The sequence below is a fragment of the Lactobacillus sp. XV13L genome (genome assembly GCF_059900875.1).
Genome location: NZ_JBWXGD010000001.1, coordinates 386,733 through 399,808 on the forward strand (window position 1 = coordinate 386,733; position 13,076 = coordinate 399,808).

Genomic DNA, 13,076 nt, shown 5'->3' on the forward strand with positions numbered 1-13,076 from the left:
TGCAAGTCCTTTTTAACTAATGGCGCCGGTTGGGTCCGGAAACGGTCACCTCCGTGGCCAGCGCGCGCACCCTTTCCATGAGCCGGGCCGCCTTCACGGGGTCAATTGCATTCTTGGTCTCCTTGAAGTGCTCCTCTAAGTCAGCCATCGCCAGGTTGGACGAAAAGAAGGTGGGCAGGACATTATCCATGCGTCCCTGCAGGATCACGGCCAGAACCTCGTCACGTGACCATTGGCTCAGGTTCTCAGCGCCAATATCATCCAGAATCAAGACGTCGCAGCTTGCGATGCGCTGAATCTCGTCCGGCAGTGAATTGTCGCCGAAGTGACTGGACAAACCGGCAATGAAGGTAGGCACGTGTAGGAAAACGACGCGCCTGCCCAGGGCCGCAGCCTGGTTGGCCAAACCCGCCAGCATGTAGGTCTTGCCCACACCAAAATTGCCGTACAAGTACAGGCCCTTCTGGTGAATGTTTTTGGCATAACCCGCCAAAAATTGCTGAATCTGCGCCAACGCATCGATCCGGCCGTTAGAGGTCTCCAGCTTGCTCAAATTAACGTCATGCAGGCTCTTGGGCAGGTTGATCAACTGCACATTTTGCTTAACCATGAGCTCGTGGTCCCGTGCAAGCTTGCTGGCATCGGGCACATACTGCAGGTCGATTGCATTGCCGTTCAGAATCAGCTGGGGCCGGTATCCCGCGGTCACCGGGTCCTGTCTGTGCTGCTGCGAATAAAACTCGTAGAGGCTCGACATACTTTTGTCAATCATTTCCGGGGTAATCTTGTCCCTGTGCTCATCAATAAACTGGCGCACCTTGGGCGCAGCCAGAACCTGCTGGCGGAGCGCATCCTGGTTGCCACTAGCGGCTGCACCCGCAGCATTTTTTTTCATATAATCACCAATCGATTGCATAATATCCACCTAATTCAAGCCGGTCTGATCCTCAAGTTTCTTGAAAAACTTCTTCAAGTCATCCGCTGAAACATCCGTCCTGTCCTTTGCCTTGTGTTTATTCCAGTCGGTACCCTTTTCAACCCGCTTTTTATTCGGGTAACGCTGGTACTGTCCCTTATTCTGCTCCCTTTTCATCATGTACTCAATGGCCTGCGCACCGCTTTTGACCCCGTGCTGCAGCCAGTCGTGCAGGATCTTGTTGGCCAACCTGTACGACACATTGGGGCCACTCTTGAGGCAGGCGTAAGTCAAGATGTTGAGCAGCTCCGCCGGGATGCCCTTTTGGTTATAGAGGTCATCGAGCACCCGGTATTCGCTGGCGTCAACGTAGTCATGTCGCTCGGTCTTCAGCTTATACAAAAACTGACTGGGCGACTCGTTCTGTGCCAGGTGCAAGACCTTCTGGTCCCGCGGGCTAAAGGTGCTATTTTGTTTTGCATCGGAACCGCCCTGCGTGTCTTGCATAATCTGCCTGCGCGTGCTGTCTGCATGGATAGTGTTGGCGATGGTCTCTTTGATCAGAGACATGTTCAGCTGGTAGTCGCCGTGCAAACACGGCAGCGCCTCGTCGACAAAGTCCTGCTCGGTCAGGCCATAGGTCCGCATTACGGCCCGGATTGCGGCCCGGTTCTGGTCAACCTCGCTGCCGGCAATCTGGTATATTTCAAACTGCTGCTTCATGAAGTCCCAGTCGATGCTGTCATCGGCATTAACGCTGGCTTTGCGGGGACTAGACGGCTGATTTTCCCGTGCGGCCTGCTTGACGTCCGGCGATGGGTCGATTGCTTCTTCCTGGGGCAGACGGAACACCTCCATGAAGGAGGCAGAAACATTTTCAGCCTCGTTCAAGCCGTTAACCTGGTGCTCATTCTTCTTGCCTTCACGGGCAAAGTCGCGGCTCAATTTTTGAAAGGCACTGGCGCCGACCTTTTCCTTCAGCAGGCTGGCCAAAAGAGCGGTCGCAAAGAACTCGCTGCTGCTGGGAACGACGGTCAGGCGAAAGGCAAGCACCTTCCCCATGACCTTGTTGTCAAGGACGCGAGTTTCAACCAGCCCCACGGCCTCAAGCCTGCGCAGCGCTCCAAACAGCTTCTTGATATCGCAATCCAGCTGTTCCTGCAGGGCATAAACTCCCCTGGCCTCCGACAGCATCGCGTCGTGGTCGTAGTCCTCGTTCAGAGTAAGATAGAGGGCAAGCGCCAGTGCACCAACGAGGGGCTGGTACAGCCTAACCAGCGTACGCACGTCGCGGGCGGAAAGGTCTACGCGATTGGTAATAAAAAAGGGCTGCTTGGGATTGGGTTGCTTGACCATGTCTAACTTTCCTTCTCCCGTTTGGCAATCATGTCTTCCATCGTCTTCATGAAACTCGACATATCCTTGAATTCACGGTAGATCGAGGCGAAGCGGATGTAGGCAACGTCGTCAATTTCGGCCAGCTCATCCATCACGACCTGCCCGATTTTCTTGGAAGAAATTTCGCTGACGCCCTGCTTTCTGATTTTGTTTTCAACGTGGTCGACCAGCTGTTCAAACTGGACGCTGGTAATCGGGCGCTTCTGCCCCGCTGCCATCACGCCGTGGAGGATTTTTTTGCGGTTGAAGGGCTCGCGCGTCCCGTCATTCTTGATCACGAGCAACGGCGTGGTTTCCACCCGTTCAAAAGTGGTGAAGCGGTAACCGCAATTTTCACATTCCCGGCGTCGTCTGATCGCACGGTTTTCGTCACTCGGACGCGAATCGATTACCCGCGAAGCATTCTCACGGCAATTAGGACATTCCATGTTGGTCCTCCTCTTTAATCTGCACTAGCAGCTTTCTTAGTTCGGCCTCTAAATCTTCTATCGTACCCGTATTGAAGACAACATAATCGGCCAGCTTTTCCTTTTTGACCAGTGGCATCTGACTGTGAATCCGTGCAAGCGCCGCATCCTGAGTCAGGTGGTCGCGCTGCATCAGCCGCTTGACCTGCACGTCTGCGGGCAACGCAATGAGCAGGGTCCGGTCACAGTAACTTTGGCCGCCCGTTTCAAACAACAGGGGCGCATCAACAATGACCAGCTCTTCGCCAGCCTGCTTGTTTTGCGTAATTTTAGCCTGAATTTCCTGAAAAATCAACGGGTGCGTGATGCTATCCAAGATTTTCAGCTGGTTCTGGTTGCCAAAAACCAGCCGCCCCAGCTTAGCGCGGTCGATTGTGCGATCGGGCCGGATGATTGCGGGTCCAAACTGCTTAACAACCGCCCGGTACCCGGCACGGTCAACATCCAGGATGGCGCGTGCAATCAGGTCGCTGTCGATTATGGGGATGTTGTTTTGCTGAAAAAAGCGATCGGCCGTGCTCTTGCCGCTGGCAATGCCGCCCGTCACTCCTAAAACAAGCGTCATTTGTACAGCACCTGGCAGTGCGGGCAGAACGTGGTGCCACGGCCCGTGACCTTAATCTTTTCGAGTGGCGTGCCACACCGAACGCACGGTTCGCCCTTGTGACCATATACCTGCAGCATCTTCTGAAAGGCACCTGTTTCGCCGTTGGCGTCAAGGTAGGTGTGAACGGTGGTACCGTGCTTCTCAATTGCCCGCGTGATCAGGGCGTTAATGTTGTCGTGCAATTTATTAATCTTGTACCTGCTGATTTTATTGGCTTGGCTCAGCGGGTGAATCTTGGTTTCCCATAAGACCTCATCGACGTAAATGTTGCCCAGACCAGCAACGACAGATTGGTCAAGCAGGGCATTTTTGATGCTCTTTTTTTTACGGCCGAGGCCGGCAGCCAATGAGGCCGCCGTAAACGCGGGTGAGTTGGGTTCAGCGCCCAGCTTGCTGATCCCCGTCACGGTCTTTTCCGTGCCCGTGACAACCAATTGCATGCGCCCAAACTTGCGGACGTCATTGTAGCGCAGTGCGGTCCCATCGCTAAAAGCAAACTGCACGTGGTCGTGCTTTCCCTTGGGCTCATCCGCTGCAACTAAGCGGTACTTGCCCTCCATGCGCAAGTGCGACACGATGGTCAGCTGCTTAGTGAGACGAATCAGGAGGTACTTGGCATAACGCTCAATCGCGATGATCTTTTGTCCCGCCACCCGCTTGGCAAACTCAGCCGGATCACTGGCAATAATTTTAGGGTACCATAAGGTAACCGCTTTGATTGTTTTCCCCCTAACTAGGGGCTCAAGCGTCCGGCGCACTGTTTCAACTTCCGGCATTTCTGGCATTAACTACTACTCCTTACTTCGCATCAAACCAATTATGACCGTACCCCGAATCAGCAACGAGCGGCACATCTAGCCGGACAGCCGCTTGCATGACCTGGGGCACAATCTTCTTGATTGTTTCAAGCTCATCCTTGGGAACGTCAAAAATCAATTCGTCATGCACCTGCACCACCATCTTGGTCTTAAGGTGCAACTCATCTAATTTCTGCTGCATATTGATCATCGCAATTTTGATAATATCAGCCGCCGAACCTTGAATAGGCGAATTAATTGCCGTCCGCTCCGCAAATGAACGAACGTTATAGTTCTTGGCGTGGATATCTGGCAGGTAGCGGCGCCGGTGCATGATTGTTTCTGCATAACCCTTTTCGCGCGCCACTTGCACCGCCTTCGTCATGTACTCCTGGATTTGCGGATACTGGTCAAAGTAGTTGTCAATGAACTCCTGCGCCTGCTTGCGGCTGATATTCAAGTTTTTGGACAGGCCGTAGTCGGAAATACCATAGACAATCCCGAAGTTGACCGCCTTGGCGCGGCGGCGCATCAGCGGCGTGACGTCTTCTGGCGACTTGAGGTGAAAGATCTTCATCGCAGTGTGTGCGTGAATATCGTAGCCCGTCTTAAAGGCCTCCTGCATCTGTTCATCCCCCGAAACCTGGGCGAGCACCCGCAATTCGATCTGGGAGTAATCGCAGGAAAAGATGTAGCCGTCGGGTTCACTAGGAACAAAGGCCTTCCTGATCTGCTTGCCCTCCTCGGTCCTGGTTGGAATATTCTGCAGATTCGGATCAACCGAGGACAGGCGGCCCGTTGCGGTCAAAGTTTGCAGGTAACGCGTGTGGACCCGCCCATCCGGCTGAATGACGTCAAGCAGGCCGTTGACGTAGGTCGACTGTATCTTGGCAATTTGCCGGTAGGACAGAATTTGGGCAATGATCGGACTCTCGTCCTGCAACTGGTTTAATACGTCGACTGACGTTGAATAACCCGTCTTGGTTTTCTTAATCGGCGTCAGGCCCATTTTTTCAAACAAGATGTGCCCCAGCTGCTTGGGCGAATTCAGGTTGAATTCCTTGCCCGCTTCCGCAAAAATCTTTTTTTCCAGGTCTTTCAGCTCCACCGCAAATTCGTTTTGCAGCTGACTTAAAGTAGCGGCCTGCACCTTAATCCCATTTATTTCCATAATTGCCAAAACGCGTGCAACCGGAATCTCAATGCTAGCGTACAAGTCATCCTGCTCGTGCTCCTTAAGCTTGTCCAGCAGCGTGTTTTTGAGCGCCCCTATTGCCTCTACCTTGCCCGCAAGGTGGCGGAACAGAATCTGGTCATCAGTTGGAACGCTGACGCTCTTGCCCTTGCCGTAAACTTCGACGTCATTTTTGACCGCGTAATTGCCGTACATGCGGCAAATTTCACCCATGTCATCGGAATTGTTTTCATTATTGATGAGGTAGGAGGCGAGGAGCATGTCATAATCGATGCCATGGACATTGACCCCAAGGCGGTGAAGACCAACCATTGTCCTTTTGAGGTCAAAAACGCTTTTCTTAACCCGTTCATCTTCAAGCAGCTGCTTTAAATTGCCTTCCTGAAGCAGGGAGACATCGCGGCTAACATAGATTTGATCGCCAGCCTTTACGGCAAAGCCCACAAAGTCCGCCAGGTGGTAATTGGCGCCGAGCATGCCGAGGTAGAAGCTGATGCTTGAGTCTTCTTCAGGCTTGATGGCTCCGACATTTTCCTTAGTGGCCTCGACAAATTCGACTTCTACCTCTTTTGTCTTTGCCGACTTTTTATTTGCCGCGTCTGCATTAGGATCCAGCTCACCCAAAAATTTGCGGAAATTCATCTTCTCATAGAAGCGGCGCAATTTTTGGTAGTCTTCAGGACGCTTCTTGACGTCATCAATCCCGATAGTGACCGGCGTCTCTCGGTCGATGGTCGCAAGCTTCTTGGCCAAAAAGGCCTTATCCCTATCCTTAAGCAGGTTTTCCTTGAGCTTGGACTTCTTCAACTCGTCCACGTGCTCGTAGAGGTTTTCAACCGAGCCGTATTCCTGAATCAGTTGTGCCGCGGTCTTGGGTCCAACCTTGGTCACGCCCGGATAATTGTCGGAGTTGTCGCCCATCAGCGCCTTCATGTCGATGAATTCGGTCGGCGTTACGCCGTAAAGCTCCTTCATGTGTGCGGGCGTATAGTTTTCCAGGTTCATTACCCCTGACTTGGTGACCATGACCGTGGTCTTGTCTGAAGCCAGCTGGGTCAGGTCCTTGTCGCCGGTCACGACGGTAACGGTGAAGCCCCGCTCCTCGCCCAGGCGCGCAAACGTTCCGATGATGTCATCGGCCTCGTAGTTGTCCAGTTCATAGGTCGAAATTCCCAGGTCGTGCAGCAATTCCTGGATGTAGGGCAGCTGCTCGGACAATTCGGGCGGCGTCTTCTGCCGGCCACCCTTATAGTCACCGTACATTTTGTTTCTGAACGTGGTCTTGCCGGCATCAAAGGCAACCAGGACGTGGTCGGGTTTAGCGTCGTTCAATAAAACGTCAAGCATGTTTTTAAAAGTGTAAATGGCGTTAGTATGCAGACCCTCAGGGTTCTTAAAGTTTTCGAGTTGGCGGTACAGTGCGTAAAAGGCACGGAAGGCAACGGAATTGCCGTCGATTAAAAGTAATTTTTGATCAGCCATTAAATCTCCTCACAAATAAAACTAGTTTATTATTCAGTTACCATTTTACCAGTTTTTGCGGGCATGTGCAGAATGCGGTCTGCCCCCGCAGGCCGGCAAACAAAAAGGCCGCCGCCGCACAGTGCGGTGGCACGCCTTACAACAATTTGGCCTAAAGCAGCTTTTCCAGGGCATCCTCATACTTCGGTATGTCACCGGCACCCATGAACACGATCACGCTGTTTTTGTTAGCGGCCAGATCGGCAATGTTGTCCAGGTCGATCACTTCCGCGCCCGGAATCTGGTCCACCAGGTCACGGCTAGTGATGTCGCCGGTTTTTTCCCGTGCTGACGCGTAGATTGGCGTCACGTAGGCCTTGTCGACCCCGCGCAGAATCGCAACGAAGTCCGCAGCGTATTTCCTCGTCCGGGAAAAGGTGTGCGGCTGAAAAACAACGACCAGCCGCTTACCCGGAAACTTCTGCCGCGTTGCCTGAATGGTTGCCCGCATCTCGGTTGGGTGGTGCGCGTAGTCATCAATAATATTGATGTCGCCAAAGTCCTTTTCGGAAAAACGCCGCTTGGCACCCCGGTAGGAGAGCAGGCCGCGCCTAATATCCGCGAGCGGAACTTGTTCAGTGTAAGCAACCGCAATCACGGCCGCTGCGTTGAGGACGTTGTGGTCGCCGAACAGGTGAATGGTGAACGCGCCCAGATCGTCGCCGCGGGCCACAACGCTGAAGGTTGAACCCGTGGTCGTCTTCTTGACGTCGACCACCTGAAAATCGTCCCCGGCTTCAAAGCCGTAGGTATACTTAGGAATCTTGGTCTGCAAATTGCGCAGGCGCTCGTTTCCGCCCCACACGAACAAACCCTTCTTGGTCTGGTCCGCCGCAGCCTGAAAGGCGGACGTATAGTCGTCCTGGTCCTTGAAGTAATCCGGGTGGTCAAAGTCAATATTGGTCATAATCTGGTAGTCAGGGTGGTAGGCTAAAAAGTGGCGGCGATATTCGTCAGCTTCGTATACAAAGAAGCGGGAGCCCTCAACTCCCCTGCCTTCCCCATCTCCAATCAGATATGACGTAGGTGCAGCTGCACTCATTACACACGCCAAGAGTCCTGTTGTCGATGTCTTGCCATGTGTACCTGAGACACCAATGCTCGTATGCATTGCTACGACCTCTTCAACAGTATCAGGGTAGCTCTGCCAGGAAATTTTCTTCTCCTGGCAGGCCTTGACTTCAGCATTATCTTCTTTGAAGGCGTTGCCCTTAACTACTACTTGGCCTGAGCTCTTAATATTAGCTGCGGCAAAGGGTAAAATCCTGATACCTGCTTTTTCTAATGGCACCTGGGTAAAGGTGAACTTTTCAATGTCACTTCCGCCAACCTGGTAGCCCAGATCATGAAGCAGCATGGCTAAAGCGGCCATCCCCGTGCCCTTTATTCCAATAAACCAAATTTGCTTGTTTTTATCTAACATTTCATTAGCTCCAAAATAATCTTCACATTGCCTATTATTTTACCATTATTCAGCGCAAAAAAGCAGTGGACTTGCAAGCAGGTAGCTTATTTAGGACAAAGAAAAAGAACTGCAAGCAGTCCCTTATTTCTTCTTACAAGCCAATCTTGCCGGCAGCTAAAAGATTATCGCATTCAGCAGGATCAAATGCTGCACCAACCGTAAAATTGTCTGGCACAACCAGTATGCCACGCGCTTGCGGTGCATGCTTTAAATTTAGTTCGCGAGCTGAACAAATCATGCCATATGAGTCTACATGACGCAAACTGCCTGGCCAAATTTGCTGGCCGTTTGGCATCAGCGTTCCTGGAAGAGCAACCACGACCTTTTGCCCCTGGGCAATGTTGGGTGCACCACAGACAATTTGATGTTCCTCGCCTGCACCTACGTCCACCGTAGTGACATGCAGGTGGTCAGAGTCGGGATGTTTTTCACAGGTTTTTACATAGCCATATACCAGTGTCGGCTTGCCATATTCAAGTTGGTCATCAAAACCAGTTGCTTTCAGCTGCTTGTTCAGAGCAGCCAGGTCACTGTCAGACAGCTTAACTTGGCCATCAGGCAACTTGTTGTAGTCAATGACCTGGTCAACATTAAAAAAGTTATAGCCAGTAACATTGCCTTCTTCATCAGTAATTCGGGTGATGTCGCCTTTTTTCTCATAACTGGTCTTGCCGTGGTCTTGGCCCAAAATCACGATTAGGGTACCGGGATAACTGCGCTTGTTAATACTAGTAATCATCTATCAAATCCTCTTTCACTTAGTCAAGTGACCGCAAAAAGTCTTCAACTTGGTCCTTGGTTTTGCGGTCCTTATTAACTAGTCTACCAATTTCTTGGCCATCCTGGTAGACGATAAATGAAGGAATCCCCATAACATTTAACTCCTTGGCCATATCTGTTGCGCCATCAAGGTCAATTTGAAAGAACTTGCTGTCCTTAAAGTCTTGCTCAATTTGTGGCATAAACTGGGCTAAAAAGCGGCAATCTGGGCACCAGTCTGCAGAAAATTCCAGCACAACCCTACCCTCTTTGATGATTTCGCTCAATTTTGCTTGGTCTAATTTTTTGATTTGTTCCATTTTAAAAACCTCTCAATGTTTTTGCTTGTTCTGTTAATCATTTTACCCCAAAATCAGCATGAAGGGCATAAATCGGATTGCCCTTAGCAGCAAACTTTTGCTCATACTCTGTTTCAACGTTAGCCGCAATGATCTCTTCTGATTCATGGTGCAGGTCAACTGACATAAAGTCAAAGTGCATTCCATAGTTGTTCATGCTTTGCACAGAATAGGCAAATAAGCCAGCATTGTCAGTTTTAAACTCGATGTGGCCAGTTTCAGTCAGAATCTCCTGATACTTGGTCAAAAACGACTTATATGTCAGACGTCGTTTTTCATGCCGGGCCTTGGGCCAAGGGTCACTAAAGTTCAAATAGAGTGTCCGCACACTCTGCTCATTAAAAAAGCAGTCGATATTGGCCGCGTCCGCACAAAGAATCTGTAGGTTGTCCAAGTGCTGCTCTAGTTTGCTGCGTAGAATCATTCCGGCTGCGGTAATCTGCAGCTCAACGGCAATAAAGTTTTTTTCAGGGTGTTGAGCGGCCAGGCTGGTAATAAACTTTCCCTTGCCTGAACCAACCTCTACTTCAAGCGGTTTGGCAAAATCAGCAAAACGGTCTGCCCAATCAATTTTTTCAGCAGGATCGGGGCGGTCAAGGACGCTTTCTGGATGTTCTTCAACCAGTTTTACTGCCCAAGGCTTGTTTCGTAATCTCATTTTTGTGTTTTCTCTTTCTTAATCTTGGCTGGCAAATATAAACCAGCAATGGCCCAACTCCAAATTGCCAAGCAGCCAATTGCCTGCCACAAGTGCAAGTTTACCGGTAAGATAAATAGCCAAAACAGGCTGATAATCAACCACTGCAAAAGCAAGGCTAAAGTCAGTACATGCATTAAGTCAAGTCCGCGGCCTGTCTGGTCAATAGGATAGATGCGGTACATAACATTATCGTCAAACTCGCTAGCCAGCGGCAGCAACTGATAAACTGTCAAAAAAATTACCAAAGCAGATAAGCCAAGTGCCCACAAAGAGTTTTGTACTAGCCAAGATATCAAAACCGCAAAGGCAGTCATTCTAACCAGCAAGTTCAGGTATTCCGGATTACGCAACAGTGAGCGCCGGTACAAGAAACGGTTAGGGTTGTCGCCAATTAGAGCATGGGGCGATTTAGGCAGTAGGAAGTCCAGATATTTGCGCCGCTTGACTGTGACTTGCCTTTCCTTGACGTCGGTAAACATGGAAAAGGCCGAATAGACTCTGTTCTTGCGTTCTTCTTCCTGGTCGACTGCATACTGCCAGTCAACCAAGGGGACGTTTTTGGGTTTTGCAATTGTTGCCAACACGGCTATGAGCGCATAGGTGATGATTGGCGCTGTGAGCCCAGTTGTCAATCCTATAACCATGAACAAGGTCACCCACATGCTTGAAAACTTGCGGTTGGCATAGAGGTTGTATTCCTCGACTTTCAACTGCAAAATTTTCGCTAATAAAACTGCAAAGACTGCAAGGGCATAGTTTAAGGTTGAAATTTGCGCCTTGATAATTGCAAAGGGAAACAAGATTCCGGCCAAAAGCAACAAGACTAGCATGGGAACAATTAAACTATAAACAAACAGCGGCTTCAAATAATCTTGCAGGGCCTCGTCTTGGGCAAGCAAGAACTGTAAATCCGCAGGTTTAAAGAGCGTCACCAATTTTCCTACTAACAGGGGCAGACAAAGCACAAGCCCAACTATGGGGCGGTAAAACCATAATCCAACCGGCATAGTTTTCATGCTTTGAGCATACCAAAACATTAAAGCTCCAAACAAAAAAATCAAAGCCAAAATAAAGAAGTCATTGAAGACCAGCATTAAGTACTTGAGTGACTGCTGCACATTATCTTGCAGCCGTTTACGGGCCAACTCACGCATGGCGTGACTCCTCATTTAAAATGCGGTAAATCTTGTCAAAGGAATCAGTCTGCTTCAAGCCATAGTGCTTGCGGATCTCCGTCAAACTACCAATAACTTCAATTGTCCCATTGTTTAAAACCGCATACTTGGAAATTGCTTGTTCTGCATCAGCCAATATGTGGGTGGACATCAATACCATTTTGCCATCTGCTTGGGCCTGCTTAATCAAGTCAATCAAATTGGCAACAGCAAGCGGATCAAGGCCTGTAAAGGGCTCATCAATCACTAACAGGCTAGTATCAGCTAGGAAGGCAGCAACAATCATTACCTTCTGCTTCATGCCCTTGGAAAAGTGAATTGGCAGCCAGTCTAACTTGTCATCCAGCCTGAACATTTGCAAGAGTTCATGGGCCCGCGTCCATGCATTTTTTTCATCCAAGTGGTAGCTGAGGATGGTCAAGTCCAAGTGCTCTTTAAGTGTTAATTCCGAATATAACACAGGAACTTCAGGTATATAAGCCAATTGGCGCTTAAAATCACTTGGCTGGCGGGTCATTTCTACGTCATTCAGAATAATGCGGCCTTTTTGTGGACGGAGTAAGCCTAAGATATGCTTGATAGTGGTTGACTTGCCAGCACCGTTTAGCCCAATAATGCCAAGCGCTTGGCCGGGTCTGATTTCTAAATTAATGTCTTTGATAACTGGCACTCCAGTGTATCCGCCAGTTAAGTGCTCTATTTTCAGAACCATAATCCTCGTCTTTCTTTTAATGAATTTACTCATTTTATATGATAGCATGAACTTATACAAAACTGAATTTGAAGACAAAAGAATTACAAGAGGTTTAAATATGAATGGATTAGATGAAGATTGCTTGTTCTGTAAAATCATTCGCGGCGACGTGCCCAGCTACACGGTCTTTGAAAACGACGACGTCAAGGCCTTTCTCGACTTGTCCCAGGTAAATCCTGGGCACACGCTGATGGTGCCCAAAAAGCACATCGTCAACCTGTTTGACTACACGGCAGCAGACGCCCAGAGGTACCTGCAATACATCCCGGCCATCGCCAACGCAATCAGGCAGTCTGACAAGCGGATTAGCGGGATGAACATCAGCACCAATAACGGCGCCAGTGCCAACCAGGTGGTCATGCACTCCCACATCCACTTCGTTCCCCGTTTTGCGGGCGATGGTCTGAAAATTGCCACCCGCAACAACGCGGACAAATACACCGAAGCGGATTACCAAAAGATTGCCGCTGAAATCAAAGTCAATTTTTAGAATTAGATGAGGTGATACTATGAAGCATTTTAGTTTAGGCCTGGCAAGTGGGGCAGCAGCGGGCGTGGTTGTTTCGCTGCTCAGGGACAAAAACGGCAACCGCCTGGGCAAGCAGCTCCGCGAAGGGGTGCAGGCAACGCGCAAAGACGCAGACAACCTGTCAAACGCGCTCCACAGCCTCAAGGATGCGGGCCAGGAGTTGAGCGATGCGCTTCCCCAAGCCGAAAAGTCGCTTACCGAGCTGCAAAAGGAAATCGAGTACTACGAGATGAGCGTCTCGCGTCTGATTGACCACTTACAGGAGCAAGCCACCGTTCTGGGCCATAAGACCACGCACAAGGGCGATGACAGCCCCAAAAAGGCCGGCTATTCTAAAAATTAATTAAAGAAACTGCGATTTTGGGGCAAAAAGGCTAAAATTAAAAACGGAGCCCGTCAGTTTATGTTATATTAGTTGTCAGTGATTTAATTTA

14 protein-coding genes are annotated in these 13,076 nt (G+C 50.0%); 2 read left to right on the plus strand and 12 right to left on the minus strand.

Going from position 1 to position 13,076, the window contains the following annotated elements; translation table 11 throughout:
- Positions 1-16 precede the first annotated feature (16 nt).
- The 12 genes from dnaI to AC2JF6_RS01880 all read right to left on the minus strand — a co-directional run bounded on the left by dnaI (position 17) and on the right by AC2JF6_RS01880 (position 12,071).
- Positions 17-916 carry a primosomal protein DnaI gene (dnaI, locus tag AC2JF6_RS01825; RefSeq protein WP_500729048.1) on the minus strand — a complete coding sequence of 300 codons (900 nt, stop codon included), beginning with the start codon at positions 914-916 and terminating at the stop codon, positions 17-19.
- A 9-nt stretch (positions 917-925) separates the two neighbouring features.
- Positions 926-2,272 carry a DnaD domain protein gene (locus tag AC2JF6_RS01830; protein ID WP_500729049.1) on the minus strand — a complete coding sequence of 449 codons (1,347 nt, stop codon included), beginning with the start codon at positions 2,270-2,272 and terminating at the stop codon, positions 926-928.
- 2 nt (positions 2,273-2,274) lie between these two features.
- Positions 2,275-2,742, minus strand: a complete 468-nt coding sequence (nrdR, locus tag AC2JF6_RS01835) for a transcriptional regulator NrdR (protein ID WP_500729050.1) — start codon at positions 2,740-2,742, stop codon at positions 2,275-2,277.
- Complete coding sequence (gene coaE / locus AC2JF6_RS01840; protein ID WP_500729051.1) at positions 2,729-3,346, minus strand: dephospho-CoA kinase; 618 nt, start codon at positions 3,344-3,346, stop codon at positions 2,729-2,731. The genes nrdR and coaE overlap by 14 nt, the downstream gene beginning before the upstream one ends.
- A complete protein-coding gene (gene mutM, locus AC2JF6_RS01845) occupies positions 3,343-4,173 on the minus strand; it encodes a bifunctional DNA-formamidopyrimidine glycosylase/DNA-(apurinic or apyrimidinic site) lyase (protein WP_500729052.1) in 831 nt (276 codons plus the stop codon). Before mutM ends, coaE begins: the two co-directional genes overlap by 4 nt.
- 13 nt (positions 4,174-4,186) lie before the next feature.
- Entirely contained in the window at positions 4,187-6,862 is a 2,676-nt protein-coding gene (gene polA / locus AC2JF6_RS01850; RefSeq protein WP_500729053.1) for a DNA polymerase I, read from the minus strand.
- 151 nt (positions 6,863-7,013) lie between these two features.
- Positions 7,014-8,324 carry a UDP-N-acetylmuramate--L-alanine ligase gene (gene murC / locus AC2JF6_RS01855; protein ID WP_500729054.1) on the minus strand — a complete coding sequence of 437 codons (1,311 nt, stop codon included), beginning with the start codon at positions 8,322-8,324 and terminating at the stop codon, positions 7,014-7,016.
- A 133-nt stretch (positions 8,325-8,457) separates the two neighbouring features.
- Positions 8,458-9,105, minus strand: a complete 648-nt coding sequence (gene ytpR / locus AC2JF6_RS01860) for a YtpR family tRNA-binding protein (protein WP_500729055.1) — start codon at positions 9,103-9,105, stop codon at positions 8,458-8,460.
- 19 nt (positions 9,106-9,124) lie between these two features.
- On the minus strand, positions 9,125-9,445 hold the full coding sequence (locus AC2JF6_RS01865) for a thioredoxin family protein (RefSeq protein ID WP_500726691.1): 321 nt from the start codon (positions 9,443-9,445) through the stop codon (positions 9,125-9,127).
- Positions 9,446-9,482: 37 nt separating this feature from the next.
- Positions 9,483-10,142 (minus strand): tRNA (guanosine(46)-N7)-methyltransferase TrmB, encoded by a 660-nt coding sequence (gene trmB, locus AC2JF6_RS01870; RefSeq protein WP_500729056.1) that lies wholly within the window; start codon positions 10,140-10,142, stop codon positions 9,483-9,485.
- A complete protein-coding gene (locus tag AC2JF6_RS01875) occupies positions 10,139-11,338 on the minus strand; it encodes an ABC transporter permease (protein ID WP_500729057.1) in 1,200 nt (399 codons plus the stop codon). The genes trmB and AC2JF6_RS01875 overlap by 4 nt, the downstream gene beginning before the upstream one ends.
- Complete coding sequence (locus AC2JF6_RS01880; RefSeq protein ID WP_500726696.1) at positions 11,331-12,071, minus strand: ABC transporter ATP-binding protein; 741 nt, start codon at positions 12,069-12,071, stop codon at positions 11,331-11,333. The genes AC2JF6_RS01875 and AC2JF6_RS01880 overlap by 8 nt, the downstream gene beginning before the upstream one ends.
- A 100-nt stretch (positions 12,072-12,171) precedes the next feature.
- On the opposite strand from AC2JF6_RS01880, the gene AC2JF6_RS01885 reads away from it, so the two are divergent.
- Together AC2JF6_RS01885 and AC2JF6_RS01890 are read left to right on the plus strand one after the other, a co-directional pair.
- Positions 12,172-12,603: an HIT family protein gene (locus AC2JF6_RS01885; protein WP_500729058.1), complete on the plus strand. Its 432-nt coding sequence runs from the start codon at positions 12,172-12,174 to the stop codon at positions 12,601-12,603.
- Positions 12,604-12,622: 19 nt separating this feature from the next.
- The gene (locus tag AC2JF6_RS01890; RefSeq protein WP_500729059.1) at positions 12,623-12,985 is read left to right on the plus strand and encodes a hypothetical protein; all 363 of its coding nucleotides are present in this window, start codon (positions 12,623-12,625) and stop codon (positions 12,983-12,985) included.
- Positions 12,986-13,076 lie beyond the last annotated feature (91 nt).

What these genes read in the sequence shown, in the direction of transcription:
- dnaI (WP_500729048.1), bottom strand. Translation starts at nt 916, where the DNA reads ATGCAATCGATTGGTGATTATATGAAAAAAAATGCTGCGGGTGCAGCC.
- AC2JF6_RS01830 (WP_500729049.1), bottom strand. Translation starts at nt 2,272, where the DNA reads ATGGTCAAGCAACCCAATCCCAAGCAGCCCTTTTTTATTACCAATCGC.
- nrdR (WP_500729050.1), bottom strand. Translation starts at nt 2,742, where the DNA reads ATGGAATGTCCTAATTGCCGTGAGAATGCTTCGCGGGTAATCGATTCG.
- coaE (WP_500729051.1), bottom strand. Translation starts at nt 3,346, where the DNA reads ATGACGCTTGTTTTAGGAGTGACGGGCGGCATTGCCAGCGGCAAGAGC.
- mutM (WP_500729052.1), bottom strand. Translation starts at nt 4,173, where the DNA reads ATGCCAGAAATGCCGGAAGTTGAAACAGTGCGCCGGACGCTTGAGCCC.
- polA (WP_500729053.1), bottom strand. Translation starts at nt 6,862, where the DNA reads ATGGCTGATCAAAAATTACTTTTAATCGACGGCAATTCCGTTGCCTTC.
- murC (WP_500729054.1), bottom strand. Translation starts at nt 8,324, where the DNA reads ATGTTAGATAAAAACAAGCAAATTTGGTTTATTGGAATAAAGGGCACG.
- ytpR (WP_500729055.1), bottom strand. Translation starts at nt 9,105, where the DNA reads ATGATTACTAGTATTAACAAGCGCAGTTATCCCGGTACCCTAATCGTG.
- AC2JF6_RS01865 (WP_500726691.1), bottom strand. Translation starts at nt 9,445, where the DNA reads ATGGAACAAATCAAAAAATTAGACCAAGCAAAATTGAGCGAAATCATC.
- trmB (WP_500729056.1), bottom strand. Translation starts at nt 10,142, where the DNA reads ATGAGATTACGAAACAAGCCTTGGGCAGTAAAACTGGTTGAAGAACAT.
- AC2JF6_RS01875 (WP_500729057.1), bottom strand. Translation starts at nt 11,338, where the DNA reads ATGCGTGAGTTGGCCCGTAAACGGCTGCAAGATAATGTGCAGCAGTCA.
- AC2JF6_RS01880 (WP_500726696.1), bottom strand. Translation starts at nt 12,071, where the DNA reads ATGGTTCTGAAAATAGAGCACTTAACTGGCGGATACACTGGAGTGCCA.
- AC2JF6_RS01885 (WP_500729058.1), top strand. Translation starts at nt 12,172, where the DNA reads ATGAATGGATTAGATGAAGATTGCTTGTTCTGTAAAATCATTCGCGGC.
- AC2JF6_RS01890 (WP_500729059.1), top strand. Translation starts at nt 12,623, where the DNA reads ATGAAGCATTTTAGTTTAGGCCTGGCAAGTGGGGCAGCAGCGGGCGTG.